At 70.8% G+C, this 26102-nt stretch carries 27 protein-coding genes; 13 read left to right on the top strand and 14 right to left on the bottom strand.

What is annotated here, in order from left to right:
- Positions 1-13: 13 nt before the first annotated feature.
- The gene (locus JHE00_RS23965) at positions 14-568 is read right to left on the bottom strand and encodes a sugar O-acetyltransferase (RefSeq protein ID WP_200321940.1); all 555 of its coding nucleotides are present in this window, start codon (positions 566-568) and stop codon (positions 14-16) included.
- A 287-nt stretch (positions 569-855) separates the two neighbouring features.
- Between JHE00_RS23965 and JHE00_RS23960 the strand changes: the two genes are divergently transcribed.
- On the top strand, positions 856-1560 hold the full coding sequence (locus tag JHE00_RS23960) for an alpha/beta fold hydrolase (RefSeq protein WP_200321938.1): 705 nt from the start codon (positions 856-858) through the stop codon (positions 1558-1560).
- Between the two features lie 52 nt (positions 1561-1612).
- Here the strand turns inward: JHE00_RS23960 and JHE00_RS23955 are convergent, their stop codons facing one another.
- A complete protein-coding gene (locus JHE00_RS23955) occupies positions 1613-2266 on the bottom strand; it encodes an FMN-dependent NADH-azoreductase (RefSeq protein WP_307832079.1) in 654 nt (217 codons plus the stop codon).
- A gap of 177 nt (positions 2267-2443) precedes the next feature.
- On the opposite strand from JHE00_RS23955, the gene JHE00_RS23950 reads away from it, so the two are divergent.
- On the top strand, positions 2444-2794 hold the full coding sequence (locus JHE00_RS23950) for a winged helix-turn-helix transcriptional regulator (protein WP_200321934.1): 351 nt from the start codon (positions 2444-2446) through the stop codon (positions 2792-2794).
- Between the two features lie 19 nt (positions 2795-2813).
- Here the strand turns inward: JHE00_RS23950 and JHE00_RS23945 are convergent, their stop codons facing one another.
- The 4 genes from JHE00_RS23945 to JHE00_RS23930 form a co-directional block, all read right to left on the bottom strand.
- The gene (locus tag JHE00_RS23945; protein ID WP_200321932.1) at positions 2814-3416 is read right to left on the bottom strand and encodes a CBS domain-containing protein; all 603 of its coding nucleotides are present in this window, start codon (positions 3414-3416) and stop codon (positions 2814-2816) included.
- Positions 3417-3448: 32 nt separating this feature from the next.
- Positions 3449-4030, bottom strand: a complete 582-nt coding sequence (locus JHE00_RS23940; RefSeq protein WP_200321930.1) for a CBS domain-containing protein — start codon at positions 4028-4030, stop codon at positions 3449-3451.
- 133 nt (positions 4031-4163) lie between these two features.
- On the bottom strand, positions 4164-5954 hold the full coding sequence (locus JHE00_RS23935) for a SulP family inorganic anion transporter (RefSeq protein ID WP_200321928.1): 1791 nt from the start codon (positions 5952-5954) through the stop codon (positions 4164-4166).
- Positions 5955-6019: 65 nt separating this feature from the next.
- Positions 6020-7360, bottom strand: a complete 1341-nt coding sequence (locus JHE00_RS23930) for an MFS transporter (protein WP_200321926.1) — start codon at positions 7358-7360, stop codon at positions 6020-6022.
- A 66-nt stretch (positions 7361-7426) separates the two neighbouring features.
- On the opposite strand from JHE00_RS23930, the gene JHE00_RS23925 reads away from it, so the two are divergent.
- Entirely contained in the window at positions 7427-7777 is a 351-nt protein-coding gene (locus JHE00_RS23925) for an ArsR/SmtB family transcription factor (protein ID WP_200321925.1), read from the top strand.
- A gap of 24 nt (positions 7778-7801) precedes the next feature.
- Here JHE00_RS23925 and JHE00_RS23920 read toward each other — a convergent pair whose 3' ends face one another.
- A complete protein-coding gene (locus JHE00_RS23920; protein ID WP_200321923.1) occupies positions 7802-8161 on the bottom strand; it encodes an ArsR/SmtB family transcription factor in 360 nt (119 codons plus the stop codon).
- Positions 8162-8246: 85 nt separating this feature from the next.
- Here JHE00_RS23920 and JHE00_RS23915 point away from each other — a divergent pair, with 85 nt between their 5' ends.
- Positions 8247-10196, top strand: coding sequence for a heavy metal translocating P-type ATPase (locus JHE00_RS23915; protein ID WP_200321921.1), 1950 nt, complete (start codon positions 8247-8249; stop codon positions 10194-10196).
- Positions 10197-10216: 20 nt separating this feature from the next.
- Here the strand turns inward: JHE00_RS23915 and JHE00_RS23910 are convergent, their stop codons facing one another.
- The 5 genes from JHE00_RS23910 to JHE00_RS23890 form a co-directional block, all read right to left on the bottom strand.
- A complete protein-coding gene (locus tag JHE00_RS23910; RefSeq protein WP_200321919.1) occupies positions 10217-10720 on the bottom strand; it encodes a hypothetical protein in 504 nt (167 codons plus the stop codon).
- 105 nt (positions 10721-10825) lie between these two features.
- Complete coding sequence (locus JHE00_RS23905; RefSeq protein WP_200321917.1) at positions 10826-11248, bottom strand: YkvA family protein; 423 nt, start codon at positions 11246-11248, stop codon at positions 10826-10828.
- Positions 11245-11817 (bottom strand): Chromate resistance protein ChrB, encoded by a 573-nt coding sequence (locus tag JHE00_RS23900; protein WP_200321915.1) that lies wholly within the window; start codon positions 11815-11817, stop codon positions 11245-11247. The genes JHE00_RS23905 and JHE00_RS23900 overlap by 4 nt, the downstream gene beginning before the upstream one ends.
- 48 nt (positions 11818-11865) lie before the next feature.
- The gene (locus JHE00_RS23895; RefSeq protein ID WP_200321913.1) at positions 11866-12711 is read right to left on the bottom strand and encodes an NAD(P)H-binding protein; all 846 of its coding nucleotides are present in this window, start codon (positions 12709-12711) and stop codon (positions 11866-11868) included.
- Positions 12708-13133 carry a nuclear transport factor 2 family protein gene (locus tag JHE00_RS23890; RefSeq protein ID WP_200321911.1) on the bottom strand — a complete coding sequence of 142 codons (426 nt, stop codon included), beginning with the start codon at positions 13131-13133 and terminating at the stop codon, positions 12708-12710. The genes JHE00_RS23895 and JHE00_RS23890 overlap by 4 nt, the downstream gene beginning before the upstream one ends.
- A gap of 81 nt (positions 13134-13214) precedes the next feature.
- Here JHE00_RS23890 and JHE00_RS23885 point away from each other — a divergent pair, with 81 nt between their 5' ends.
- From JHE00_RS23885 to JHE00_RS23870, 4 genes are all read left to right on the top strand, one after another.
- Positions 13215-13805, top strand: coding sequence for a TetR/AcrR family transcriptional regulator (locus JHE00_RS23885; protein ID WP_200321909.1), 591 nt, complete (start codon positions 13215-13217; stop codon positions 13803-13805).
- Positions 13806-13861: 56 nt separating this feature from the next.
- Positions 13862-15037 (top strand): sensor histidine kinase, encoded by a 1176-nt coding sequence (locus JHE00_RS23880; RefSeq protein ID WP_200321907.1) that lies wholly within the window; start codon positions 13862-13864, stop codon positions 15035-15037.
- 14 nt (positions 15038-15051) lie between these two features.
- Complete coding sequence (locus JHE00_RS23875) at positions 15052-15720, top strand: response regulator (protein WP_200322113.1); 669 nt, start codon at positions 15052-15054, stop codon at positions 15718-15720.
- Positions 15721-15813: 93 nt separating this feature from the next.
- Positions 15814-17487 (top strand): alpha/beta hydrolase, encoded by a 1674-nt coding sequence (locus JHE00_RS23870; protein WP_230424825.1) that lies wholly within the window; start codon positions 15814-15816, stop codon positions 17485-17487.
- Between the two features lie 54 nt (positions 17488-17541).
- On the opposite strand, the gene JHE00_RS23865 is transcribed toward JHE00_RS23870, so the two are convergent.
- A complete protein-coding gene (locus tag JHE00_RS23865; protein ID WP_200321905.1) occupies positions 17542-18462 on the bottom strand; it encodes an SDR family oxidoreductase in 921 nt (306 codons plus the stop codon).
- A 165-nt stretch (positions 18463-18627) separates the two neighbouring features.
- Between JHE00_RS23865 and JHE00_RS23860 the strand changes: the two genes are divergently transcribed.
- The gene (locus JHE00_RS23860; protein WP_200321903.1) at positions 18628-19542 is read left to right on the top strand and encodes a LysR family transcriptional regulator; all 915 of its coding nucleotides are present in this window, start codon (positions 18628-18630) and stop codon (positions 19540-19542) included.
- Between the two features lie 69 nt (positions 19543-19611).
- Entirely contained in the window at positions 19612-20448 is an 837-nt protein-coding gene (locus JHE00_RS23855; protein ID WP_200321901.1) for an NAD(P)H-binding protein, read from the top strand.
- A gap of 63 nt (positions 20449-20511) precedes the next feature.
- Here the strand turns inward: JHE00_RS23855 and JHE00_RS23850 are convergent, their stop codons facing one another.
- Positions 20512-21576 (bottom strand): Lrp/AsnC family transcriptional regulator, encoded by a 1065-nt coding sequence (locus JHE00_RS23850; protein WP_200321900.1) that lies wholly within the window; start codon positions 21574-21576, stop codon positions 20512-20514.
- Positions 21577-21725: 149 nt separating this feature from the next.
- On the opposite strand from JHE00_RS23850, the gene JHE00_RS23845 reads away from it, so the two are divergent.
- From JHE00_RS23845 to JHE00_RS23835, 3 genes are read left to right on the top strand one after another with little or no spacing between them, the layout of a single operon-like run.
- Positions 21726-23015 (top strand): type III PLP-dependent enzyme domain-containing protein, encoded by a 1290-nt coding sequence (locus JHE00_RS23845; RefSeq protein WP_307832078.1) that lies wholly within the window; start codon positions 21726-21728, stop codon positions 23013-23015.
- Positions 23016-23036: 21 nt separating this feature from the next.
- A complete protein-coding gene (locus JHE00_RS23840; protein ID WP_200321896.1) occupies positions 23037-24485 on the top strand; it encodes a Na+/H+ antiporter NhaC family protein in 1449 nt (482 codons plus the stop codon).
- An 11-nt stretch (positions 24486-24496) separates the two neighbouring features.
- Positions 24497-26098, top strand: coding sequence for an N-acyl-D-amino-acid deacylase family protein (locus JHE00_RS23835; protein WP_200321894.1), 1602 nt, complete (start codon positions 24497-24499; stop codon positions 26096-26098).
- Positions 26099-26102: the final 4 nt, after the last annotated feature.

Genomic DNA, 26102 nt, shown 5'->3' with positions numbered 1-26102 from the left:
CCACGCGTGGCCGTCAGAGTTTCCGGATGACCCGCGCCGGGTTTCCGGCCGCGAATGTGTGCTCGGGGACGTCCCGGATCACGACGCTGCCCGCGCCGATCACCGAGTTCTGCCCGATGGTCACACCAGGGCAGACGAGAACACCCGCGGCGAGCCACGTGTTGGCACCGATGGTGATGGGTAGCGGGCGTTCCCAGCCCTGTCTGCGGCGGTCGTGGTCCTCGATGGGATGCAGAGCGGTGAGCAATTGGGTTCGAGGTCCGATGCGGACGTCGTCGCCGATGGTGATCGTGGCGTCGTCCATCAGCAGCCCGTCATGGTTGACGAACACGCTCGCTCCCAGCCGGATGTTCGAGCCGTAGCTGCACAGGAACCGGGGCAGGATCACCGCTCCGGGGCCGATCTCGCCCAGCAGTTCGGTGAGCACCGCGCGGCGCGGTGCGTCGTCGTCGGCGCCGGTGGCGTTGAACTCATCCAGCAGCCGCCAGCACCGGCGCCGGTCCTCGGCCAGCTCCGGCTCGTCGAGGTACCACTCGTTGCGCAGCATCCGGTTCTTCTGCTCGCCCATGCCGACATCATCTCGATGGACGCGCGAGCGCGCAGATCACTTCCGGCCGACCGAGCCCCGGTGCGAGAAACAGCGCGCACTCGGAACAGGTTCCGGAACGGCTCGTCCACCTCACCAGGAGCCGTTCCGGCGACAAGTGGGGTCTTTCGGCCGTTGTCGCGTCCGTGGTGGCGGCGGACTCTGAAGCGGCGTGGCGCTGACCGCGCCGGGGACGGAGCGCAGCGGGCTCCGGCCCCCGGCGTGAACCAGGTCTGCCGAGGTCTGTTGTCCGGCCGGGAGGGGTCACCATGAACGCGGTTCCAGCGACCGTGGTGCTCGTGCACGGCGGATTCGTCGACGGCTCGGGGTGGCGGGCGGTGTACGACCTGCTGGCCCGGGAAGGCCATCAGGTCCGGGTGGTGCAGAACCCGACGTCGTCGCTGACGGGGGACGTGGCCGCGGTCCGCTGGGTGCTGGACCGGCTGGACGGTCCGGTCGTGCTCGTCGGGCACTCGTACGGCGGCGCGGTGATCACCGAGGCGGGCACCGACGAGCGAGTTGCCGCGCTGGTCTACGTGACGGCGTTCGTCCCCGACCGGGGCGAGTCGGTCAACACCCTCATCGCCGACCCGCCGCCCGGTGCGCCGGTGCCGCCGATCCTGCCGCCCCGGGACGGATTCCTGGCGCTGGACCGCGAGAAGTTCGCCGCGGCGTTCGCCGCCGACCTCCCGCCGGAACAGGCCGCCTTCCTGGCGGACTCGCAGGTCCCCTGGGGAGTGGACGCCCTCGCCGGCGTGATCACGGAACCGGCCTGGCGCTCCAAGCCCAGCTGGTACCTGATGGCCACGGACGACCACATGATCCCGCCTCCGGCGCAGCAGGCCATGGCAGAACGGGCGGGCTCCACGGTCAGTGAGGTGACCGGCAGCCACTCCATCTACGTCTCCCGCCCCGATGCGGTCACCGCACTCATCCACGAGGCGGCCCAGGCGATCACCGTCGCCGCTCACTGAGCACGCGACGGCTGCTCCACACCGGCCTGCCTGCCAGCGGGACCCGCCCGGCTCAGGCGGCCACGCGGTGCGAGCCGAGTGCGCGCCCGCGCTCGCGGGCCTGGTGCTCGGCATCGGTTCGGATCCGGTCGGCCAGGTCGGTGAAGGCGTCCAGGGCCGGGTTGACGCCGACGAGGGTGAACTCGCAGGTGACGACGTCCAGTTCGACGTGCCACACGTCTTCGAGGATGCGGCGCATCCACGCGGTGGCGTGGTCCCAGCCCTCCTTGGGGGTTCCCGGGGAGTAGTTGCCGCCCTGCACGGTGACCAGGACGCCGGGCTTGCCCGAGGTGGCCGACGCGGTGTCGGGAGCCATGCGCGGGTCGGTCATGACGAGGTCGACGTACGTCTTGAAGTGCTGGGAGACCCCGAAGTTGTACAGCGGCACGGCGAACAGGTAGGCGTCGGCGCCTGCGAGCTCGTCGACCAGTGAGCTCGCCAGGTCGACCGCGGACCGCTGGGGCGCGGTGCGGCCGGCTTCGGGGGCGGGCCATGCCGTGACGGCGGTGGGCCACGCGTCGCCAGGGATCGGGTCGAGGCCGAGGTCCCGGCGGGTCACCGACGAGCCGGGCGCGGCCTTGCTCCAGTTGTCCTCGACGAGGTCGGCCAGTGCGCGGCTGGTGGAGCCGTCCACGCGAATGCTGGCATCAAGACGAAACAGAGACACGGTTGTCCTTCTGGGGTGCGGATGTTCGTGATCGGGACCCGCCCATGCTGCGTCCACTGTAGGCAGAAGCGCAAACACCAAGTAACCGACTTACCTTTGGTAAGTGACCCGTTGCCGCCGGCGTCGTAACTGACTTACATTCGGTAAGTGGCATCGAAGCGGACACCCCGATCACCCGTGGCATGGCGCGACGCCGACGAGGCCGACTGCAAGCACGCCAGCCATGTCCTGGAAGTCGTCGGCCAGCGGTGGTCGCCGAGCATCTTGCTCGCACTGGCCCGCGGTGCCGAACGCTTCACCGACATCACCACGGCCGTCACCGGTCTCTCGGCACGCATGCTCACGCTGCGTCTGACACAGCTGGAGGCATCCCGGCTCGTCGAACGCACGGTCGTCCCCACCATGCCGGTCACCATCCGCTACCGGCTGACGCCCCGGGGCGCCGATCTCGTCACCGCGCTCCGGCCGATCGCCGACTACGTCCATCGCTGGGAAACCGACTCGGACCAGGACGAGCAGGACACCTGAACCGCCCCGGCCGGTGCGCTCACGCCGGGTCGTGGACGCATCGCACCCGCAGGACCCCCGGCACGCTCTCCGCGAGCACGGTGGCGACGTGGCGGTCCGCCTCGTCGTCGCGCGGGTCGGTGATCGTCACGACGCCATCGGCGACCCGCACGGACCAGCGATCGGGCGTGCCGACCATGGCGAGCCGGTTGCGCACGTCGCGGGCCAGCCGCTCGTCGTCTCTGGCGAGCATGCGCACGAGGTCCCTGCGGCTGACGATGCCGACCACCCGCTCGCCGTCCACCACGGGAACGCTGCGCAGCCCCTCGTCCAGCATCACGCGGACGATCTCGACGACGTCGAGCAGAACGCTCACGGCCACGGCGGGAGCGGTCATCACCTCCCCCGTCGTCGATCCCGCCGAGGGCTCGGCGACCTCACCGTCGTGGGGCGAGCGGATGTCCTGCCGGAACCGGCCGCGCACCAGGTCGGCCTCGGTGACGACGCCGAGCAGCCAGCCGTCGTCGTCCACCACGGGCAACGCGGTGAACCCTCGATCGGCGAGCAGGGCCGCCGCGGTCCTGACCGGGGTGTCCGGAGTCACCGTCACCACCGGAGCGCTCATCACCTCGCGTGCCAACATCTCCCACTCCCCTGACAGGGATCGCGCCGTGCTCACACGTTCGCGGGCCGGGCGAGCAGCTGGGTCCGGAGCACGCCGGGAACGGTCTTGGCGAGGGCGTCCAGCATGCTCCGCTCGGCGGCGTCGGCGAACTCTCCCCTGATCGTCGCCATTCCGCCCGCCACCTCGACGGTCCACCGGTGCCGATGGCCGTCGTAGTCGGCGAGCAGCCCGCGCAGCTGCGCGGCGATCGCGTCGTCCTGGCGCACCAGTGGATGCAACAGGTCGCGCCTGCTGACGACCCCGACCAGGACGCCGTCGTCCACGACCGGGATGCAGCGCAGACCGTCTGTCAGCATCTTCTGGCCGATCCGCACCACATCGGTGTCGGCGGTGACCACCTCGACCGGGCTCGTCATCGACGACGCCACGGCAGCCTCGGCAGGGGCATCGCTCGCGGCCGTCTGCGCTCGCAGCGCGTCGGCCTCCGTGAAGATGCCGACGGCATGGTCGTCCTCGTCGACGACGAGCAGCGCGGCGAACCCGTACCGCAGCAGCAAGGCGATCGCGTCGAGGACCGTCGTGTCCGGGTACACCGTGACGACGGGCCTGCTCATGATGTCGCGGGCGTGCATGGCGTGCTCCTCACGTCGCCGGAGGCTGCCCGGGCCCGGATCACCGGCATCCCTGACCCGGACGCTACGAGCCCGCCCTGGCCCGCGCTGCCTGCGTTGGTCCCCGTGGCACGGGACCAATGCCCCTGCCGGGTCATTCGCTGTCCGGCTCGGGCCGCATCGGGTCAGGTGGCACCACCGGCGTGACCATGCCGGGCGGCAGAGCGCCGTGCCGGCCGGCGTAGGCCCTGGTGTAGGCGGCGATGGCGCTCGGCAGGGTCATGAAGAGGTACTCGGTGCCGATGCGTTCGGCGAGACCTGCCGCGACCAGCTTGTCCCGCAGATCCTGCTTCACTCTCGCGATGGCGAAGGTGATGCCGCGGTGGCTGAGCTCGGCGCGGAGCTGTTCCACCGCGTCGGCGCCGGTCACGTCGATCTCCACGTTGGCCTCGGCGTTGAGCAGGAACCACTCCACCGGCTCTGGCCGCGCCGTCGGCGAGTCGAGCGACGCCAGCGCGCGGCGGCGGAAGTCCTCGGCATTGGCGAAGCACAACGGCGCGTCGTAGCGGTAGACGACGAGTCCCGGCACCGGCTGGGCGGCCGGGTAGTCGTCGACGTCGTGCATGCCCGGCACACCGGCCACATAGCCGAGGATCGCGTCGTGCGGGCGCGCCAGCTTGCGCAACAGATCCACGATGGACAGTGCCACCGCGGCCAGCACGCCGTAGAGGACCCCGAGCGCCAGCACCCCGACGGTCGTGCCCAGCGCGAGAAGCAACTCGCTGTGCCGGAACCGGGCGATGCGGCGGAACTCTCGCACGTTGATCAACCGCAGTGCGGCGTACACGACGAGCGCGGCCAGTGCCGCGACCGGGAAGCGGGCGAGCAGCGGCCCCGCCACGAGCAGCGTCACGAGCACAGCGGCCAACGCGGTCACCGAGTACAGCTGCGTACGGCTGCCGACAGCGTCGCCGAGAGCCGTGCGGCTGCCACTGCAGCTGACCGGAAACCCGTGCAGCAGCCCGGACGACACGTTGATGGCGCCGAGCGCGGCCAGTTCCTGGTTGACCTCCACACCGTGCCCTGCCCGGCCCGCGAACGCGCGCGCGGTCAGCACGTTGTCCGAGAAGCCAACGATCGCGATCCCCGCGGCGGGCAGGGCCAGCGCCAGCAGGTCGGCGGAGGAGACCGAGGACAACCCCGGCACCGGCAGCCCGGACGGGATGTCGCCCACGACGGCGATCCCGTACCGCTGCAGGGAAAAGACCGCGACCACGAGGGTCGCGAGCAGGATCGCGATCAGCGGCGCCGGTAGCCGGGGCACCAGCCGGTCGGCGAGCAGCAGCGCGAGCAGGATCGCACTGCTGAGCGCGAGCGTCGGCCAGTGCACCGTCCCGGCCTCCGCCGCGAACGAACGCACGAGCGCGACGAAGCTCTCCCCGTCGACCGGGACGCCGGTGAACCTGCCCAGCTGACTGGCGATCATGACGACTGCGATTCCGCAGAGATATCCGACGAGCACGGGTTTCGAGAGCAGCTCCGCGAGGACGCCGAGGCGCACGAGGCTGCCGAGCAGGCACACGGCACCGACGAGCACGGCCAGCATGGCCGCGAGCGTCGCGTACCGGGCCGGGTCGCCTGCCGCGAGCGGCGCGAGCGCCACGGCGGTCATCAACGCGGTCGTGGATTCCGGGCCCACCGACAACTGCCGCGACGATCCGAACAACACGTAGACCGCGAGCGGGCCCACCGCCGCCCACAGCCCGGTGACCGGAGGCAGGCCTGCCACCGAGGCGTAGGCCATGACCTGCGGAACGAGGTAGGCGGCGACGGTGACCCCGGCGAGGAGATCGCCGGTGAGCCACTGTCGCCGGTAACCGCGGAACTGCCGCAGCCCCGGCAGGATCCGCGGGCCGTACCGCGAGACCGTGCCCGCTCCCCTCATCACCCCACGGTCGTCACCGGCGGAGGCGGCGGGTAGGGGCGCAAGTCCCGGCGGGCGGCTGCTCGCTACGAGGGCCAGCGCCGGTGGTCGTGGTCGATCACGAACTCGTGCGAGTGCCGGTGGGTCCCTTCTGCGCCGACGGCGGCCCCCACCAGGTGTTCGGCGTCGCTCGGAGGTGCGCTGTGCACGTGTTCCAGCACCGTGTGCTCGCGCCGGGGCCAGGAGTTCCACGCCGTCACCGCGCCTGCGACGGCCAGCACGGCGAGCACCAGCCAGGCCTGCGTGAACCCGAGCTCGGTCGCCACCCACCCCGCGATCGGGTAGGTGAGCAACCAGCACGCGTGCGACAGGGAGAACTGGGCGGCGAACACCGCCGCGCGGTCGGTGTGGCGGGACGAGCGTCGCAGGACGCGGCCGATGGGCGTCAGCACCAGGCCCGTCCCGGCTCCGGTCACCGACCAGATCACGAGCGCCGCGGACCATCGCCACTCCCCACTATCCACAGTGGAGAGAAGAATGGCACCGGTGAGCCCGGTGAGCGCCAGCCCGGCACCGCAGCTCATCACCGACCGCTCGGAGACCCGGCCGAGGACCGTCGGCAGCACCAGCGCCGTCACCATCGTGCCTGCGCCGTTGGCGGCGAGCAGCCAGGCGACGTCGGCCTGCCCACGGCCCAGCGTGTCGCGCACGAAGTTCACGGTGTTGACGATCACCACGGCCCCGGCGGCGGCGACCACCAGGTTGAACCCGACGACGCCCCGCAACCGCGGCGTCGCGGCGAAGATCCGCCCGCCGGCCACGGTGCGATCCCACACACCGCCGCGCTCGCTGCGGTGCGCGTCGGGAACCCGCGTGGACAGCACCAGCACGGCCGAGGCGAGAAAACCGGCCGACGTGCCCGCGAACAACCAGTGGAAACTGATCACGCTCAGCAGCGCCGCGGCGATCACCGGGCTCAGCAGGTTCTCCATCGTGGTGGCCAGCTGCGAGGCCGACAGCGCCTTCGTGTAGTCCCGTTCGTCGACGAGGATGTCGGGCAACACCGCCTGGAACGTCGGAGTGAAGGCGGCGGAGGCCGCCTGCAGCACGACGATGAGCACGTAGATCTGCCACACCTGCGTGACGAACGGCAGCGCCAGCACCACGCCCGCCCTGGCCAGGTCGAGCAGGACCAGGAACAGCCGCCGCGGCACACGGTCGGCGAACGCCGCCACCACCGGGGCCACCACCACGTAGGTGATCATCTTGATCGCCAGCGCGGTCCCGAGCACCGCACCCGCGTCCGCACCGGCGAGTTCGTAGGCGAGCAGCCCGAGCGCGACGGTCGTCAATCCGGTGCCGAACAGGGCCACCACCTGGGCGGTGAACAGCTGACGGTAGTCGCGGTGGGCGAACAACGACGACACGGACACGCTCCTGTCACCGGCTAGGCTCTCGCACGAGAACAATCCTTCAGCCCATGATAGGTGCACATGTATGCACATGATGTATCTGGTGGCCAATGGCACACGTTGCCGCCGCCGGATCAGATCGACGTCGCCACGACGGCGCTGCGCATGCTCGCCGAACCGACCCGGATGCGGATCCTCTGGTTGCTCAGCGGCAGCGAGCACGACGTGGCGAGTCTCGCCGAGGCGGTCCTGGTGGCAAGGCCGGTCGTCTCCCAGCACCTGGCCAAACTGAAGCTCGCCGGATTGGTCTCCGTTCGCCGCGACGGGCGGCGCTCGCTCTACAGCGCCAGGGGTGGCCACGTCCGCCGCCTGCTCGCCGAGGCGCTCAACGCCGCGGAGCACCACGTCCTGGGCCTGCCCGACCACGACTGACCCCGGCCGCGGCCGGCGCCGTCGTCAGGCCGTGGTGGGCCGGTCGGCGAGGCCGAGCCGGAGATGCTCACTGTGGTAGACGGCCTCGTCGAGCAACTGGGCGACGTGGTTGTCGTAGAGGCTGTAGACGATGTTGCGGCCGGTGCGGGTTCCGGTGACCAGGCCGAGGTTGCGCAGCAGCCGTAGCTGGTGGGACACCGCGGACTGTTCCATCCCGATGGCCTCGGCCAACGCGGTGACCGGCAGCGGACCATGCCGCAGCTCGGCCAGGATGAGCAGCCTGCTGGGGGTGGCCAGGGCCTGCAGGGTGGTCGCCACGTGCGCGGCCGAGGCCGCGTCCAGCCGGTCGACCGGGCGGTCCTCGCCCCGAACCCCATGTCCCATGCGCGTAGCCTAGCTCACGTCAAACATATGAAGACGTCTTCATTCTTTCTGCTATCTTGGCCGCGACAGTGGCCCGGAGGTGCTGATGACGACGGACACGGCGACGGCCGGTATCGACTCGCCGACGGTGGCGACCGCCCCGGCGCGGCGGAGAGGGATGTTCGCGCTCCCGGAGACCCGATGGGCCGCCGCGGCGCTGGCGCTGTTCCTCGTCGGACTCGCCGTGTACCTGCTGAGCGGCCCGGTGTGGCTCTACTGGGGCCTGTTCCTGGCCTGCTACGCCGCGGGCGGGTGGGAGCCGGGCTGGTCCGGACTCCAGGCGCTGCGGGAGAGGACCCTGGACGTGGATCTGCTGATGGTGGTCGCGGCGGTCGGCGCGGCGGCGATCGGGCAGGTGCTGGACGGAGCGCTACTGATCGTCATCTTCGCCACCTCGGGTGCACTGGAGGCACTGGCGACCGCCCGCACCGAGGACTCCGTTCGTGGCCTCCTCGAGCTGGCACCGGACACGGCCACGCGCATCGACGAGGACGGCGGGGAGACCGCGGTGCCCGCGGCGGACCTGGCCGTCGGCGAGGTGGTGCTCGTCCGGCCCGGCGAGCGGATTCCCGCGGACGGCACCGTGGTGGCCGGTGCGAGCGAGGTCGATCAGGCCACGATCACCGGCGAACCGTTGCCGGTGGACAAGACCGTCGGCGACGAGGCTTTCGCCGGAACCCTCAACGGGACCGGCGCGTTGCGGGTGCGGGTGCAGCGCCGCGCGGCGGACTCGGTGGTGGCCCGGATCGCCGCCAGGGTCGAGGAGGCGAGCCGCACCAAGGCCCGGACCCAGCTGTTCATCGAGAAGATCGAGCAACGGTACTCACTCGGCATGGTCGCGGCGACGCTCGCGATCTTCGTGCTTCCGTTGCTGTGGGGCGATTCCTTCGAGGACGCGCTGTTGCGGGCGATGACCTTCATGATCGTGGCCTCACCGTGCGCGGTGGTGCTGGCGACGATGCCGCCGCTGCTGGCCGCGATCGCCAACGCCGGACGGCACGGCGTGCTGGTGAAGTCCGCCGTCGTCCTCGAACGTCTCGCCGGCACCACGCGCGTCGCGTTCGACAAGACCGGCACCCTCACGCGCGGGACCCCGGAACTGACGGGAGTACAGCTGCTCGCCACGGACACGTTCACCGAGGACCGGGTACTTCGGCTGGCGGCCGGAGCGGAGTACCCGAGCGAGCATCCGCTCGGCTCGGCCGTGGTCTCCGCCGCGCGCGGGCGCGGGCTTACCGTGCCCTCGGCCGAGGAGTTCAGCGCCCAGCCGGGACGCGGGGTGTCCGCGCTCGTCGAGGACCGCTTCATCCAGGTCGGCTCCCCCGCCGCGCTGCTGAGCGAGCCTGGCGATGCCGCCGACACCGTGGCCACGCTGCATGCGGGGGGACAGACCGCCGTCGTGGTGCTGTGCGAACGCAGGCCGATCGCGGTGCTGGCGATCAGCGACCAGGTGCGCCCGGAAGCGGCCTCGACCGTCGCGGCGGTGACCGAGCTGACCGGCACCGCGCCCGTCCTGCTGACCGGGGACCACGACACGGCGGCACGCCGGCTCGCCGGCGAGGTCGGCGTGTCCGACGTCCGCGCCGGACTCCTGCCCGACGACAAGGTCGCCGCCGTCAGGGAGCTCGAAGCCACCGGTGCGCGGCTGACCGTGGTGGGCGACGGCATCAACGACGCTCCGGCGCTGGCCGCCGCACACACGGGCATCGCGATGGGCGGCGCGGGAGCCGACCTGACCCTGCGAACGGCCGACGCGATCATCGTGCGCGACGACCTCACGACCATCCCGCAGCTGCTCTCCCTGGCGCGCAGGGCCCGGCGGGTGGTCGCCGCCAACCTCGCGATCGCGGCCACGTTCATCACCGTGCTCGTGCTGTGGGACCTCATCGGCACACTCCCACTGCCGCTCGGCGTCGCCGGGCACGAGGGCTCGACGATCATCGTCGGACTCAACGGGCTGCGGCTGCTGCGCAACTCCGCGTGGCACGGCCGCTGATCCACAGTGGACGATCAGGCTCAGAACCGGTGATACTCGCGGAGCCACCCGAGGAGCGCCCTGATGTCCTCCTCAGTGGGCACGCCATCGTTCACGTACTCCAGGAGTTCATCGCGGTCACGATGATCCGACGCGCGGACGAATTCCAGTGTCTCAGCCACACCAGCGCCGAACAGGAGCTCCCTGTCGATCCCGATGAACGTGTCGACATTGGCATTCTTCGCCTGCCACACCAGCCATACGTCCTCAACGGCACCACAATCGACCAACAAGAGCGCCGCAGCGCCAAGACTGTCACCGTATCCCCACGAAGCCTCGTGCGCGGCGATCTCCTGGCGCAGGAGATATCGCACCAGCTCCGCGTCGTCAGGCAGGTGATCTCGCGCGAGCATCCCCAGTACGAGCTCGCGTGTTGATCGGTTGACGTCACCGGGCACACCGTCATCGTCCACGCCCCGCACGTAGTCGACGTGTGCCCACCGTTCCGGATCGGCGCGCAACCAGTCCAGTGATTCCACGGGCATCGCCGACTCCTGTCATCGAAGGCACGATCGAACTCGAGGAAGCGTACTGAAGAACAGGGTCCCGTCCGTGGTGCCACGGCGAATTCCGCTGAGGCACGGACGACATCAGGAGCGGGCGCGGCTCAGCCCGGTGAGCCGCACGACCGCGGCGAAACCGTCGTCGGTGCCGGGCCAGTGCGCACGGACGGCGTCGAGCCCGGCACGCCGCACAACGCTGCGCAGCACGGCCGTGACGACGATCGCGTCGTCGGCATAGCCGAGCACGGGAACGAAGTCGGGGATCAGATCGATCGGCAACGCCAGATACCCCAGCAACAGACCCAGCCGGATGCGCACGCCGCGCGGCAGGCTCCGGTCGACGGCCAGTCTGCGGACCAGTCGCACGACGTCGGGCAGCACACGCAGCGCCTCCCGCAGCAGTCCGCCCTTCGGCCGGACGATCAGCAGGACGACCACGAGCGCGAGCCAGGCCAGCAGCACCGCGATGACCCCGGTGATCAGCAGGTCCCACCACCACGAACCCGTCACTGCCGCTGCCCGTCCTGTGACCGGTCGTGCCCGGGAGCCTCCGCGCGCACCGCGGCGTCCTCGAACGCGGCCAGGGCGGCGGCGGCCTGATCGATCGCGTCCCTGGCGACCGCGCCTCCCGGCGCGTGGAAATGGTCGCGGGAGGCGATCTTGCCCAGCCAGGAGCGGAACCGCTCCAGGTCGGCCTCGGACTCCTCGACCTCCGAGTAGGTCGCGTTGCCCCGCGCCTGTTCCTCGGCCAGTTCGCGGCGCAACTCCGGCAGCCGTTCGAGCACCTCGGCGTACTCGGCATCGCGGGCGGCGTTGAACTCGGCGATCACCGCCTGTTGCTCGGCGGCGTCGGTGAACGCCATCGACAGGACCCGGGCGCTGCCACCTTGGCTCCGCACCCGGTCGACCAGCCGCCGAACCTCAGTGGCCACCTCGGTCCGCTCGGGGAGCAGGCAGACCGACTGCTGCAGGTACAGCGCACCGAGGGAGCGCAGCTTGCGCCACACCTGCACCCGCAGCGAGTCGGGACCGCCCGCGGTCGACACGCTGACCACCAACCACGCGGGTTCATTCGTCACGTGACCATGTTACGACCGTTACATTCAGCTGGACAGGCGGGTGGCCGCCTACGCCGTCAAGCCCTCCCGCTCCAGGAGAGCGCGGAAGGTACGGGCGGGCCGGCCGATGAGGCGTTGGACGGTGTCGGTGACGCGGTCCTCCGCGCCCTCGGCGACGGCGCGGTCCAGGCCCGCGAGCAACGCGGCGAACTCCTCCGGCATGTCCGTGGCCAGGCGCTCGCACAACTGCTCGTAGGACAGTCGGCGGTGGACCACCGGCCGACCGGTGACCTCGGTGACGATCGCGGCGATGTCGTCGTAGCTGAGCGCCTGCGGTCCCGTCAGCAGGAGATCGGTGTTGGGAGCGTGCTCGGCCGTCAGCGCGTGCACGCCGACCGCGGCGATGTCCCCGGCGTCGATGAAAGCGACGCGGCCGTCGCCCGCGGCGGTCAGGATGGCGCCCTCGTCACGAATACTGAGGGCGTGCAGATGCGCCGTCGTGAAGTTCTGCATGAACCACGAGGGCCGCAACACCGCCCACTGGTCGAACAGGCCGGGCAGAGCCCGGTGCACCATGCCCACCGCCGGGCCACCCTCGGGGATCGCGGAGGCACTGAGGAGCACCACCCGCTCCACACCGGCGCCTCGGGCCCGCTCGAGAAACGGCACCATGACCGCCGCGGGATCGGGATCTCCCAGCGGCGGGATGAGGTAGGCGCGATCGACGCCGTCGAGAGCGGCGGCATGGGTGGCCGGGTCGTACCAGTTGAAGAAGACCGCGTCGACACCCGGAGCCGGAGTGGCGCGACGGCTGGCCGCCTTCACGCGGCGCCCCGCGGCCGTCAATCCCGCGACGACCCGGCTGCCGGTGGTACCGGTGGCGCCGATGACCAGAGTGGTTCCGGACGTGCTCACTGGCCGCTCCCGGCGAACGCGACGTCGGATTCGAGGACGGCCAGGGGGTTCCAGTAGTCGCGGTAGGCGGTGATCCGCCCGTCCTCGACGGTGACGACGGCGATGTAGGTCATGTCGAAGGGACTGCCGTCTCGCACCACGAGGCCGACGCCGCGCATCTCGACCACGATGGTCTCCGGCTCGGCGGTCTGGTGGATCCGCAGCTCAGGGAAATCGTGCAGGTCGATGTGGTCGGGGTAGGAGCGCATGTAGTCGGCGACGGCGTTCTTGCCCTCCAACCGCCGGGGCCAGCCCTCCGGCGCGAACGGGAATTCCATGACACCGTCGTCGGCCCACAGGTCCACCCACGCCGGGATGTTCTTGTCGAGCAGTAGTCGCAGGCCGTGACGGAAGAGTTCCGCCGAAGACGTGGTTGCGGGCATCGATTATCCTCACTCAGATGATCCGGACCTTGGGTCCACTTAACAATACGGACCGTAGGTCCGCTTTGCAAGGGAAGTCGCATGCCTGAGCGCAAGCCCCGCAAGGACGCCGCCCGCAACCGGGAGACCATCTTCGCGGCCGCCGACGCCCTCTTCGCCGGGTGCGAGGATCCGAACGACGTCACCATGGCCGACATCGCGGCGGCGGCAGGCGTCGGCAAGGGAACGCTCTTCCGGGCCTTCGGCGACCGCGCGGGACTGCTCCGCACTCTCTACGCGTCGCGGCTCGAACCGATCGAGCAGGCCGTCGAAGCGGGTCCGCCACCGCTGGGGCCGGCCACGCCACCGCAGCAGCGCGTACTCGCGGTACTCGACGCGACCCTGTGCTTCAAACTCGACAACCGGCGCCTCACGCTCGCGTTGGAGGACAGCGGGAGCACCAGTCCCTATCAGGCGGAGCACTATCAGCGGTGGCACCGTCTGCTCCGGACCATGCTGGAGCAGATCCCCGGCTCGACCGGCGGCGACTTCACCGCCCACGTGCTGCTCGCCGCCGTCAGGGCCGATCTCGTCGAGTACCTGGCCGGGCAGGAAGGGCTGCCGCGCGAACGGATCCGCGCGCAACTGGCCGACTTCACCACCGGCGTCCTGAACTCCGGCTCGTCCGGTTGACCCGATCCGGAACAGCCGATCACCGATTCCCGCGAGATCTCCTATGCTCACCGGCGATGAGTGACTCGACGGTCGGCCGAGGGCGAACGCTGCGGGAGTCGATCGGGGACCGCGTGGTCGACAGCGCCCTGATCGCCGTGGCCGCCGGGATCTGGCTGATCGCCTTCGTCCGCCGGATGGACGTGCCGGAGCCGGTACCGATGTGGGTGCTGTACGGGGACCGGATCCTGGGGCTGCTCGGCTGCGTCGCGTTGTGGTGGCGGCGCCGGTTCCCGGTGGTGCTGGCCACCGTCCTGATCGCGGCGAGTTCGGTGGCCGAGACGGTGTCCGGGCCTTCGATCGTCGCGCTGTTCACGGTCGCGGTGCACTGCTCGACCAAGGTCACGGCGGTGCTGTGCGCGGCCAGCGTGACGGCGCTCAACGTGTACCAGCTGCTGCGGCCCGAACCGGCGATGCCACCGTTCACGATGTTCGTCGCCATCGTCCTGGGACACACCGCGGTCGTGGCGTGGGCGCTGTCCGTACGCAGCCGCCGCGAGCTGGTCGCGTCCCTGCGCGAGCGCGCCGCGGCGGCCGAGGTCGAGGCACGGCTGCGGGCGGAGCACTCCCAGCACGAGGCACGGGAAGCACTCGCCAGGGAGATGCACGACGTCCTCGGTCATCGGCTGTCCCTGGTCAGCGTCCACGCGGGCGCCCTCACCTACTACCGCGACGCGTCCACCGAGGACATCGGAAAAGCGGCCGAGGTCGTGCGGGAGAACGCGCACCGCGCGCTGCAGGACCTCCGCGAGGTGATCGGCGTGCTCCGGGCTCCGGTGGGCGAGCTGCCGTTGCCGGTCGTCGAGGACGTGGTGGAGCTCATCGACGAGGCACGCCGGGCAGGCACCTCGGTCGAGCTGCGGGACGAACCGGGAGTGACCGCCGACGGCGGGCTGCTGCCGGCGACGCAGGGCCGCACGCTCTACCGCCTGGTGCAGGAAGGCCTGACCAACGCGCGCAAACACGCCCCGGGAGCGTCGGTCGTCGTCCGGATCACCGGTCGGCCCGGCGACCACCTGGCCACCGAGATCGTCAGCGCGCCGACCTCGGGGCCACCGCCGCGGTCCGAGGGTTCCGGAGAGGGGTTGCGCGGGCTGGCCGAGCGGGCGCGGCTCGTGGCCGGACGACTCGAGTTCGGCCCGACCACCTCGGGCGGCTGGCGGGTGTGGATGTGGCTACCGTGGCCGACGTGAGCGATGCTGCGGAGATCATCGACGTGCTGCTCGTCGACGACGACCCGGTGGTGCGGTTCGGGCTGACCATGATGCTGCGCGGCGCGCCCGACCTCCGGGTGGTCGCCGAGGCCGGTGACGGCGCGGAAGCGGTCGAGCTGGCCCGGCGGCACAACCCGGCCGTCGTGCTGATGGACATCCGGATGCCGGGGACGGACGGGCTCACCGCGACGGAGACGTTGCGGTCCGGCTCTCCCGCGCCGCAGGTCATCGTGCTCACCACCTTCGACGCCGACGCCCACGTCCTGCGTGCGCTGCGGGCCGGTGCCGCGGGGTTCCTGCTCAAGGACACCCCGCCGGACGAGCTCGTCGTCGCGATCCGGCACGCGGCCCAGGGGCGTCCCGTGCTCTCCCCCGAGGTGACCCGGCGGCTCATCGCCAGGGTCGCGGAGTCCGAGCAGGACAGTCGCCGTGGCGCTGCCCGCAGGCGTCTCGACCTGCTCGGCGACCGGGAGCGCGAGGTCGCGATCGAGATCGGTACCGGGCGCTCCAACGCCGAGATCGCCGCACGCCACCACCTCGGCCTGACCACGGTGAAGACCCACGTGTCGGCGATACTCACCAAGCTGCGGCTCAACAACCGCGTGCAGGTGGCGCTGCTCGTGCACGACGCCGAACTCGACCTGCCGGACGGACCGGACTGAGCAGCGCACCGACGACCCGCTCCGACTTTGGTCCCTCGAGTCGGACCCGTCGGACGATCCGGCCCACCGGGTGGCCCTCCTAGCCTCGGTGTCATGTCCGGACCAACTCGACGGCACGATGTGCCCGCACCGCCCGACACCGGCCCGCCCCGTCTGAGCACCCGCCCGAGAACGAGACCGGGACGGTCCGCGCGCCGGTTCGCCGCGGTGCTCGCCGTCGCCGCGGTGGCGTTGACCGGGTGCGCGGGCGAGCCCGACGCGGCGCCGGAGACCGGTGCGCCCGCGGCGGCACCGACGCCGGACCCGATCGACTGGAACGAGTGCGGACCCAACGTGGACTGCGCCACCGTTGAGGTTCCGCTGGAGTACAGCGAACCCGGCGGCGAGCAGATCTCGCTCTCGGTGAAGCGCCACCGCGCCACCGATCCGGACCAGCGCATCGGCAGTCTCTTCTTCAACCCGGGCGGGCCAGGAGTGCCCGCCACCGAGATGGTCGGCATCATCGACCCCGACAGCGCCACCAGCCCGTTCTCGGCCGACGTGCAGGCGCGCTTCGACATCATCGGCATGGATCCGCGCGGTGTCGGAGAGTCCGGCGCCGTCCGCTGTCTCACCGACGAGCAGCGCACCGAAGCCGCTGCCGACGACCTCGATCCGACCATCCCGGGCGGCAAGCCGCTCCCGGAACTCGAGGCCGACGCCACCACCTACACCGAGGGCTGCCTGAAGCACCAGAGCAAGGAGTTCCTGGCGAGCCTGTCCACCGACAACGTCGCCCGCGACATCGACCAGATCCGCGCCGCGCTCGGCGAGGAGAAGATCACCTACTACGGCATGTCCTACGGCACGGTGGTCGGCCCCATGTACGCCACGCTGTTCCCGGACCGTGTCCGCCAGATGGTGATCGACGCACCCGTCGACACCGACCTGTGGCACAACGACCCGCTGGCGCTGCTCGACGACGTCTCGCGGTCCAACGAGCAGACACTGGACACGTGGCTGGAGACCTGCCGCAGCGAGGGCACGAAGGTCTGCCCGTTCGGCGACGGAGAGCCAGAAGCCGCCCTCGACGAGCTGATCGCCCAGCTGGAGGCAGCGCCGCTGGAGGTCCCGCCGACCGAGGGCCTTACCCCGGGCGGCAGGCTCGACGGTGCCGTCGCGCTCGAAGCCGTGCGGGCCGGTGCGGGGGTCGAGTCGCTGTGGCCGACGCTCACCTCGGGTCTGCTGGCCGCGCAGCGGGGCGACGGCACGCTGCTCCACTTCCTGGTCACGAACGTCACGGTCGCGCCTTTCGGCGGCCCCTTCGCCGTCCTGCAGGAGCCCCACACCGGGGTGCGCTGCGCCGACTGGCAGACGCCGACCGAGATCGACGCGCACACCGACATGGCCACCACGGTCGCCGAACGTGACACGCGGCTGGGCGGCCGGGCCGGCTACAGCGCGCTCAACTGCGCCCTGTGGCCCGCGCCGAACGAGGACCGCTTCACCGAGCCGCTGACCGGTGCCGGTGCTCCGCCGGTGCTGGTGGTCGGTGGCCGCGTGGACAACGTGTCCCCGTACCACTGGGCCGAGAAAATGGTCGAGACCATGGAGAACAGTGTGCTGCTCACCCGCGAGGGCGTCGGCCACACCTCCTACCGGCGCGGTGTCGAGTGCATCGACACCGCCGTGGACGCCACGCTGATCAACGGCGACCTGCCCGCCGACGGCACCGTCTGCGAGCCGCCACCGGCCACCACGAAGCCCGCCGGGCCGAAGGGCAGCTAGGGCCACCGCGGCCGGGTGCCGGCGATCGAGGTCGATCGCCGGCACCCGGCCTTGTCACAAGCCGACGGCGGGCCGGTGAGACTCGGTGAAGTAGTGGCCCTCGTCGAGGTCGGCGATCAACCCCGGTTCGAGCGGGTGCCAGGACAGCAGCGCCCGGGTCTTCGCGCTCGAGGCCGGGTGGTCCGCGGCGAAGTACGCGCCGCTCATGCCGAAGTGCCCGAAGGCCTCCCCCGCGGCGATGGACGTCACCGGGAGTCCGAGTGCGCGCCCGATGGCCTCGGCGATCTCCCTGGTCCGCACCTCCTGCTCGCCCACGGCGTGCAGCCGCGCGCCCGCGGGCGCGGACTCCAGCGCCAGCCGGTAGAGCCGGGCGGCGTCGCGCCGGTGCACGGCGGCCCACCGGTTGGCACCTTCTCCCACGTAGGCCGAGACACCTCGCTCGCGCGCGACGGCGATCAGCGCGGGGACGAACCCGTGGTCGCCCTCGCCGTGCACCGTCGGCGGCAACCGCACCGCCGCGGGCCGCACCCCGTGGTCGGCGAGCGCCAGCGCGGCGCCCTCGGACGGGTTCCTCGCCCCTGTCGGCGCGGCGGGATCGAGGGCGTCGTCCTCCGTTCCGACACGTCCGGGGGTCAGCAGCCCGGTGCCGGACGACATCACGAACGGCTTGCCGGTTCCGGTGAGCGCCTCCCCCATCGCCTCGATGGCCCGCAGGTCCAGTGAGGCGGCGTTCGGGAAGTCCGTGAAGTCGTGGTGGAACGCGGTGTGCACCACACCGTCCACTGTGGCCGCGGCGGCCCGCAGGCCGTCCGGGTCCTCGAGGCTGCCGCGGTGCACGTCGGCTCCCGCAGCCGAGACCGCGGCTGCGGAGGCGTCCGAGCGGGCGAGGCCGAGCACGTCGTGCCCCGCGTCGAGCAGCTCGCGAACGACGGCGCTGCCCACGAAGCCACTCGCTCCGGTGACGAAAACGCGCATGGTGTGTCCCTTCTCCAATGACGAGGAATCACCACCGACTCTGCGACCGCCGAACACCAGACGTCCAATGAAACATCGGTAAGGCGCAATACGATCGGCGCATCTTCGCAGTTCAGGCTTGCCTGAGCGGGCCTGAGCACCTGCGTGCCGCGTTACGCTTGGCGTATGCCGGACTCCACAGCACCCGTCGATCTCGATCTCCGGCTCGTGTGGTGCTTCACCATCGTCGCCGAGCATGGGCACTTCGGCCGCGCCGCCGAGGTCCTGCACACCACGCAGCCGTCGCTGAGCCGCCAGATCCGCAGGCTGGAGAGCCAGCTCGGTGCCCGCCTGATCGACCGCAGCCCGCAGGGCAGCAGGCTCACCGAAGCGGGCGAGACGTTCCTGCCTCTGGCGAGGAGCCTGCTGCGCTCCGCCCGGCAGGCCGCGGCCAGGACGCGGGCCGCGGCCCGGCCGAGCCGGCTCGTCGTCGGCTACATCTCGGGCTTGATCGTCACGGCCGCCGTGCGCGAACTCCGGCGCCACCACCCGGAGGCCGAGATCCAGACCCTGCACCTGGACTGGGACGAGCCGCGCGCCGCGCTGCTCGACCACCGGGTCGACGCGGTGGTGGCGCGGCTCCCGTTCCCCACCACCGACCTGCACGTGACCGTGCTCTACGACGAGCCGAGGGTGCTGCTCGTGCCGCGCGAGCACCGGCTCGCGGGCAGGGAGTCGGTGACGCTCGACGACATCGCGGGCGAACCCATGCCGCGGATCAGGCACACCCCGCCCGACTGGCACGCGTTCTGGCGCGCAGAGCCACGCCCCGACGGCCGCCCCGTTCCCGACGGACCGGACATCGACGCGGTCGACGACAAGTACGAACTCATCGCCTCCGGCGACGCCGTCGCGATCGTCCCGGCCGGTGTCGGCCTCGGCGGCCTGCGGCCCGACCTCACGACCATTGCCCTCGACGGCATCGAGCCGTGTCACGTCGTGCTCGCCACCCGGGCCGACGACCGCACCAACCGCCTCCTCACGGCGTTCGGCAGGTACGCCCAGGCCCACATCACGCCGCCGGAAGACCCGGCGGACTGAGACGAATGCACAGGCGATCCGGTTCATCGCCTATGGATTCGTCCAACCGTGGCGCGTTGAATCGGCGTCATGAACAACGACACCACTCTCGTCCTCGGTGCCACCGGCAAGACCGGAAGGCGGGTCGCCGCGCGCTTGCGCCTGCACGACGTGCCGGTCCGCGCCGCCTCCCGGTCGAGCCAGGTCCGCTTCGACTGGTCCGACCCGAGTGGCTGGGACGCCGCCCTCCAGGGGGTCGCCGCCGCGTACGTGGTGCCGCCTCGCGTGCCCGGTCAGGCACACGAGTTCGTGGCCAGGGCCGAGGCCTCCGGAGTGCGTCGCGTGGTGCTGCTCTCCGGTCACGGAGCCGACCGCTGGGGCGACTCGGAGTTCGGGCTCGACATGCGGTCGGCCGAGAACGCCGTGCGCGGCTCGGGTCTGGAGTGGACGATCCTGCGGTCGTCGAACTTCGACCAGAACTTCGACGAGGACGTCTTCCACGCCCCGCTACTCGCCGGTGAGCTGGCGCTTCCGGCGGGCCCGGTGCCCGAGCCGTTCATCGACATCGAGGACGTCGCCGACGCCGCGGCCACGGTGCTCACCGAGCCCGGCAAGCACGCCGGATCGACTTACGAACTGACCGGACCACGCTCGCTGCCCTTCGACGAGGCCGTCGAGCTGATCTCCCGGGCCTCCGGCAGGCCCATCACCTACCGGCAGCTCTCGCCAGCCGACTACACGGCGTCCCTGCTCGACGCGGGACTGAGCGAACAGGACGCTGGCGAGATCGCCGCGATGTTCGTCCTGATGGCCCGGGGAAACCTGGCCGAGGCGACCGACGGCGTCGCGACAGTGCTGGGCCGTCCACCCCGGACCTTCGAGGACTACGTCGTCCGCACCACGGCGTCGGGCGCCTGGCGACGTTGACGACCGATCACCACCGCCCGAAGCGGCCTTCGGTCGTGACGTGGAGCTGCCCGGTTCAGCACGTCACGACCGGAGGCCCTCCTCCTCGGCAGGTGACGGGACGCCGGGAAAGCTGATCCGGTTCGGATCGAACACCCGCACGACCCGGCCCGTCGAGTCGAGCTGGCGCCACATCTGCTTCATCGTGTGCAGACACACCGAGCGATCGACGATCGTGAGGCCGGGGTGGAGCTCTCCGACGACGCGCTCGAACTCGGTGAGGCCCTCCAAGGTGCGCAGCCACACCATCACCAGCAGGTTCGCCGAACCCGACAGCGTGCAGCTCAGGCGGACCTCGGCTCGATTTCCCAGCGCTCGCGCGACCGTGTCGAGTGAACTCGCCGGCACGTGGACCCACAGCACGCCGGTGATCGGCCAGCCGGAGACCGACTGCGCCATGTCGCACCGCATCCTCAGGTGACGCGTGTCCAACAGCCGGTTCACCCTGCGCCGGGCGGTCGCCTGGCTGATGCCGGTCCCGGCCGCGAGGTCGGCGAACGACGTCCTTCCGTCGATGTGCAGCAACCGGTACAGCGCTCGATCGGTCTCGTCGACGGTGAACCCGCGGGACTCGCCCGCCGGGGGCGGCAATCGTCCCCGGCGCACGGGATCGAGACTGTCCAGCCGCCAGCGGCTGGGTTCGCTGTACCCCACGGTGCGGATCTCGGCCTGGTAGGAGGTCACCCCGGGCAACCGGTCGAGCACGTCGCGGAGGAACGCCGATACCGCGGCGGGGTTGCGCACCGCGATCACCACGAGCAGCGGGCTCGGCCCGGTCACGTGGTGCAGGTACGGAGCGGAATCCTCCTCGAGCAGGGTCGCGGCGACCGAGTCGAACGAGCCCGGCGCGACCGACACCCTGATGTAGGCCATGCAGAACTCGTGGTGGCGGGCGGGCCCGATCGTGCAGGTCACCCAGGCCAGACCGGTCTCGGTCAATCTCCGCCACCTGCGTGCGGCGGTCGCCGGGTCCAGGTCGAGCGCGCGTCCGAGCACGGCCCAGGACCCGCGCGGCGTGACCTGCAGCGCGTTGATGAGTTCGAGATCGACTTCGTCGATGACGGAATCTGGCGGTGCGGCGGTCACCATGGCGGCATTGTGCACGCGCAAGTGCCCATACTGCTGCAATTGTGACGGATCCCTGCAATTCCGCCGTTGGTCCGCGCGAGGGGTTGATCCTTGCTCAGATCGACAGGAGGGGCCAGATGGGGCCGAATGCGCACAGGAGTACGAGCAGGGTGGAGCGCGCCGTGCTGGCCGCGGTCGAGGCGGGCCTGGTCGGGCAGGAGAACCCGGTGGCGGGATTCATCGACATCGACGGGGTGCGGTCCACGGTTCGCGATCTGCACGCCGCGTTCGAGGGCACCGAGGTACTGCACGCGTTCGCGGCGAAGGCGAGCCCACTGGTTCCGGTACTTCGGCTGCTCGCCGACGAAGGGCTGGGCTGCGAGGTGGCGAGCGCGGGCGAACTCGCCCAAGCCCTCGCCGCCGGCTTCCAGCCAGAGCGGATCGTGCTGGACTCCCCGGCGAAAACCCAGGCGGAACTACGGGAAGCGCTCGAACTCGGCGTCGCCGTCAACGCGGACAACCTCGACGAGCTCAAGCGGCTCGATGTCCTGGTCACCCCGGACACCCGTGCCGCACTCGGCGCGCGCGTGAATCCCCAGGTCGGTGCGGGCACGATCAACGCCATGAGCACCGCGTCGCCGAACTCGAAGTTCGGGATTCCGCTCGACGACCCGGGCTCTCGCGACGAGCTGATCGCGGCGTTCGCCGCGCGGCCGTGGCTGACGCGGCTGCATGTCCACGTCGGATCGCAGGGCTGCCCGCTCGACCTGATCGCCGACGGCATCCACGCGGTGTACCAGCTCGCCGAGGAGATCAACGCGAACGCCGGCAGGCACCAGGTGACGAGCATCGACATCGGCGGTGGCCTGCCGGTCAACTTCGCCGACGACACCGTGCGCCCGACCTTCGCCGAGTACGCCGCGGTACTGCGGGAGCGGGTGCCTGGACTCTTCGACGGCCGGTACTCGCTGCTGACCGAGTTCGGCCGGTCGTTGCTGGGCAAGAACGGCTTCATCATCGCTCGCGTGGAGTACGTCAAGGACGCCGGCGGCCGGCGGATCGCGGTGACTCACGCCGGCGCGCACGTCGCGACCCGCACGGTCTTCATGCCGCAGGCGTGGCCGTTGCGGGTCGTCGCCTTCGATGCCTCGGGGCGGCGCAAGCGGGATCGTCCACTGCGTCAGGACGTGGCCGGGCCGTGCTGTTTCGCGGGTGATCTGGTCGCATCCGAACGGGAGCTTCCCGAACTGGCGGAGGGGGATCTGGTCGTCCTGCCCGACACCGGCGCGTACTACTTCTCCTCGCCCTTCTCGTACAACAGTCTACCCCGGCCCGCCGTGCACGGATTCCGTACCACCGAAGGGAAAACGGTGTTCGCGCCGGTCCGTACCGGCCAGACGGTCGCCGAGATCGTGTCAGAATCGGGCGCCGAGCACCGGGACGCGCTACTCGCCCGATAACGCACCACAAAGGACACCAGCATGAGCAATCCCAGCAGAACATCGTCCGACGACGGCACGGATGCTCCGGCACCCGTCGAACAGGGCCAGCGATCGCCACTCACACGCAGACTGATCTCCGGCACCGGGCTGGCCGGGATCCTGGTCTCGCTGGTGGCGGGAATCCTCACCCAGCCGCCGACGCTCTGGGGCCTGCTGCCCATCGCGCTGTTCGCCGTGCTCGCTCTCATCGGCATGGACATCCTCATCGCGACCGCGGTGGCCGTGCTGAGTGGTCTGCTGCTCCTGCTGCCGAGCCCGGCCGCGGTCGGCGATCTGTTCGGCGCCTCGCTCAGCGAGACGATCACGATGATCGGCCTGATCATCATGCTCGGGGCGGGCGTCGGTGAACTGCTCAGGGTCACCGGCGCGGCCGACTCGATCGTGCGGGCCGTCCTGCGCGTGGTGGGGCACACCAGTCGCACCAGGGCGATTCTCGGTGTGATGCTTGCCTGTCTCATCCTGGTCGCGGCACTGGGGACGCTGGCAGGTGCGCTGGCCATCGCGGCCCCACTGTTGCTGCCCGTGGTCGCGCGGCTCGGCTTCACCCGTTCCGCCTCGGCCGCGATGATGTTCATCGGCGGATCGGCAGGTCTCGCGCTCGCGCCGTTCGCGGGCTCGAACGTCGCGATCATGACCGCCGCGGACGTCGGCTATCTGCAGTACGTGCTCTACGGCGCGGGTCCGCTGGCCATTCTCTCCGTCGTCGCCGGCATGATCATCGTGCCCTGGGTACAGCGACGGACCGTGAACACCGGCGACGAGTACGACACGCTCGAAGTCGCGGAGCCGCCTCCGGTGATGGCCGGCATTCGCCGTGGCCCGGCGACGGTCGCCTTCACGGTCTCGCTGCTGGCCTGTGTCGGCTACGCGATCGTCGTCGGCGCGGGAACGACGTTCCCGCTCGTCGCGCTGCCGGTGATCGCCATCGTCACCGGTCTCGCCGGTGGGCTGCCCGCCATCCGGGTCGCCGAGCACCTGATCCGAGGCGCCGCCGGCCAGGTCAAGATGTTCATGCTGTTCTGGTTGCTCGCGGTCTTCTTCCTCGCCGTCGACGAGCTCAAGCCCTTCGACGTCGTGCTGGATCTGTTCGCCGCCGAACTGGGCGCCCTGCCGCCGCTGGTGTTCGTGGCGGTGATCGCGATGCTCGGCTGGGTCGGCGTACCCGGGGCGACCGCTGCCCAGGTCGTGTTGCTGGACAACGTCTTCGGCAGCCTCGCGGCCAGCATCGGCGTCGGCGCCAACGCGTGGGTCATCGTGCTGCTGTTCGCCTCCAAGATCGACACCTACGGGCCGTTCCCCAACGCGAACATGGTGGGCGCGATGGGTCTCGCCCGCTCGGCGAATCTGCGAAATCTGCTCGTCGTCGGCTGGCTGGTGATCATTCCGGCGACCCTGATGTACGCCGCCATTCTCTTCTTCGAACTGTGAGGCACTCGACCGTGACGGAACACGAGATCGTCATTCGTGGTGGCGAGATCATCGACGGCAGCGGAGCTCCGAGGGTACGCGCCGACATCGGGATCACCGGCGATCGCATCAGCGGGATCGGGCCGGGCCTCGACGGGGCCGAGACCGTGGACGCCGGTGGCATGGTGGTCGCGCCGGGGTTCATCGATCTGCACTCGCACGCGGACTTCACGCTGGAGTCCTCGCCGCATGCGACGACTCAGCTCCATCAGGGCGTCACGACCTTGCTGGTCGGCAACTGCGGATTCTCGCCGTTTCCCGTCGTCGGCGGACTGCCGCCCCGCCTGCCCGTGCACGGGCACGAGTTGAGCTGGGACTGGAAGGACGCGGCCGGTTTCGGCGGCGCACTCGAACGTGCGCGTCCCGCGGTCAACGTCGGCCTGCAGATCGGGCACGGAGCGGTGCGCCACGCGGTGCTCGGCGGCGAGGACCGGCCGCCGAGCACGGACGAACTCGACCACATGCGACAGTTGGTCGCCGACGCCGCGCGCGGTGGGGCGCTCGGGTTCTCCTCCGGGCTGATCTACGCCCCGGGACTCTTCGGTGGCGCGGACGAGATCGAGGAGCTCGCTCGCGTCGCGGCCCGGCACGGGATGCTCTACTCGACGCACATGCGCAACGAGACCGACCGGCTCGTCGAAGCGGTCACCGAGGCCATCCGGACCGCGGAGCGATCCGGGGTCCGGCTGGAGATCTCGCACCTCAAATGCATGGGCAGGGCGAACCACGGTTCAGTGCACGAGGCGCTTCGGCTGATCGAGACCGCCATGCAGCGTGGTGTGGACGTCGGGGCGGACGTGTACCCCTACACCGCATCGAGTACGGGGCTGATGTCGCGGCTCGCACCGTGGGCCGTCGACGGCGGCGCGGCCGCGCTGCTGGACCGGCTCGCCGACCCGCGAACGCGAGAGCGAATCGCGGCCGAACTCCGCGACCGGTTCGCGGCCGACATCGACCCGGACGGCATCGTGCTCGCCGAACTGTCGCCCGGCCGCTACGCCGACGCGGTCGGCAGGTCGCTGGAGGACCTCGCGACCGGCGCCTCAGGGGATGCCGCCGATGTCGCTCTCGACGTGCTCGCCGAACATCAGGCACAGGTCGGCATCGTCAACCACGCGATGGCCGAGGCGGACGTGGAGGCCGTACTCCGGCATCCGGCCGTCGCGGTGGCCAGCGACGGCTGGACCATGGACGCCCGTGGTGAGGGTATGCCGCATCCGCGCAGTTTCGGCACGTTCAGCCGGGTGCTCGGGCGGTACGTGCGGGAGCGCGGCGTCCTCACCCTCGAGGAGGCGATCCGCAAAATGACCTCGCTCCCGGCCGAACGACTCCGGCTCGCCGATCGAGGACTGCTTCGCCACGGCACGGCCGCCGACATCGTGGTGTTCGATCCGGAGACCGTGCTCGACCGGTCGACCTACCTCGATCCGTGGCGGCTGTCCGAGGGGGTGCACGCCGTGGTGCTCAACGGTGTGCCCGTACTACGGGACGGCGTGGCGACCGGTGCGCGCAGCGGGCGGATTCTCGGACGGGAACACGGAGTATCCGTCGCGGCGGGAGCCTGGCGAGGCTGACCAC

This window comes from Prauserella cavernicola, assembly GCF_016595675.1.
Classification (GTDB): domain Bacteria; phylum Actinomycetota; class Actinomycetes; order Mycobacteriales; family Pseudonocardiaceae; genus Prauserella_A; species Prauserella_A cavernicola.
Note: the sequence above shows the minus strand (reverse complement) of the source record. Positions and strands in the feature narration are given on the sequence as shown.

Coding starts and splice junctions, on each gene's coding strand:
- JHE00_RS23965 (WP_200321940.1), bottom strand. CDS start 568: ATGGGCGAGCAGAAGAACCGGATGCTGCGCAACGAGTGGTACCTCGAC.
- JHE00_RS23960 (WP_200321938.1), top strand. CDS start 856: ATGAACGCGGTTCCAGCGACCGTGGTGCTCGTGCACGGCGGATTCGTC.
- JHE00_RS23945 (WP_200321932.1), bottom strand. CDS start 3,416: ATGTTGGCACGCGAGGTGATGAGCGCTCCGGTGGTGACGGTGACTCCG.
- JHE00_RS23940 (WP_200321930.1), bottom strand. CDS start 4,030: ATGCACGCCCGCGACATCATGAGCAGGCCCGTCGTCACGGTGTACCCG.
- JHE00_RS23935 (WP_200321928.1), bottom strand. CDS start 5,954: ATGAGGGGAGCGGGCACGGTCTCGCGGTACGGCCCGCGGATCCTGCCG.
- JHE00_RS23925 (WP_200321925.1), top strand. CDS start 7,427: ATGTATGCACATGATGTATCTGGTGGCCAATGGCACACGTTGCCGCCG.
- JHE00_RS23920 (WP_200321923.1), bottom strand. CDS start 8,161: ATGGGACATGGGGTTCGGGGCGAGGACCGCCCGGTCGACCGGCTGGAC.
- JHE00_RS23915 (WP_200321921.1), top strand. CDS start 8,247: ATGACGACGGACACGGCGACGGCCGGTATCGACTCGCCGACGGTGGCG.
- JHE00_RS23910 (WP_200321919.1), bottom strand. CDS start 10,720: ATGCCCGTGGAATCACTGGACTGGTTGCGCGCCGATCCGGAACGGTGG.
- JHE00_RS23890 (WP_200321911.1), bottom strand. CDS start 13,133: ATGCCCGCAACCACGTCTTCGGCGGAACTCTTCCGTCACGGCCTGCGA.
- JHE00_RS23885 (WP_200321909.1), top strand. CDS start 13,215: ATGCCTGAGCGCAAGCCCCGCAAGGACGCCGCCCGCAACCGGGAGACC.
- JHE00_RS23880 (WP_200321907.1), top strand. CDS start 13,862: ATGAGTGACTCGACGGTCGGCCGAGGGCGAACGCTGCGGGAGTCGATC.
- JHE00_RS23870 (WP_230424825.1), top strand. CDS start 15,814: ATGTCCGGACCAACTCGACGGCACGATGTGCCCGCACCGCCCGACACC.
- JHE00_RS23865 (WP_200321905.1), bottom strand. CDS start 18,462: ATGCGCGTTTTCGTCACCGGAGCGAGTGGCTTCGTGGGCAGCGCCGTC.
- JHE00_RS23860 (WP_200321903.1), top strand. CDS start 18,628: ATGCCGGACTCCACAGCACCCGTCGATCTCGATCTCCGGCTCGTGTGG.
- JHE00_RS23855 (WP_200321901.1), top strand. CDS start 19,612: ATGAACAACGACACCACTCTCGTCCTCGGTGCCACCGGCAAGACCGGA.
- JHE00_RS23850 (WP_200321900.1), bottom strand. CDS start 21,576: ATGGTGACCGCCGCACCGCCAGATTCCGTCATCGACGAAGTCGATCTC.
- JHE00_RS23840 (WP_200321896.1), top strand. CDS start 23,037: ATGAGCAATCCCAGCAGAACATCGTCCGACGACGGCACGGATGCTCCG.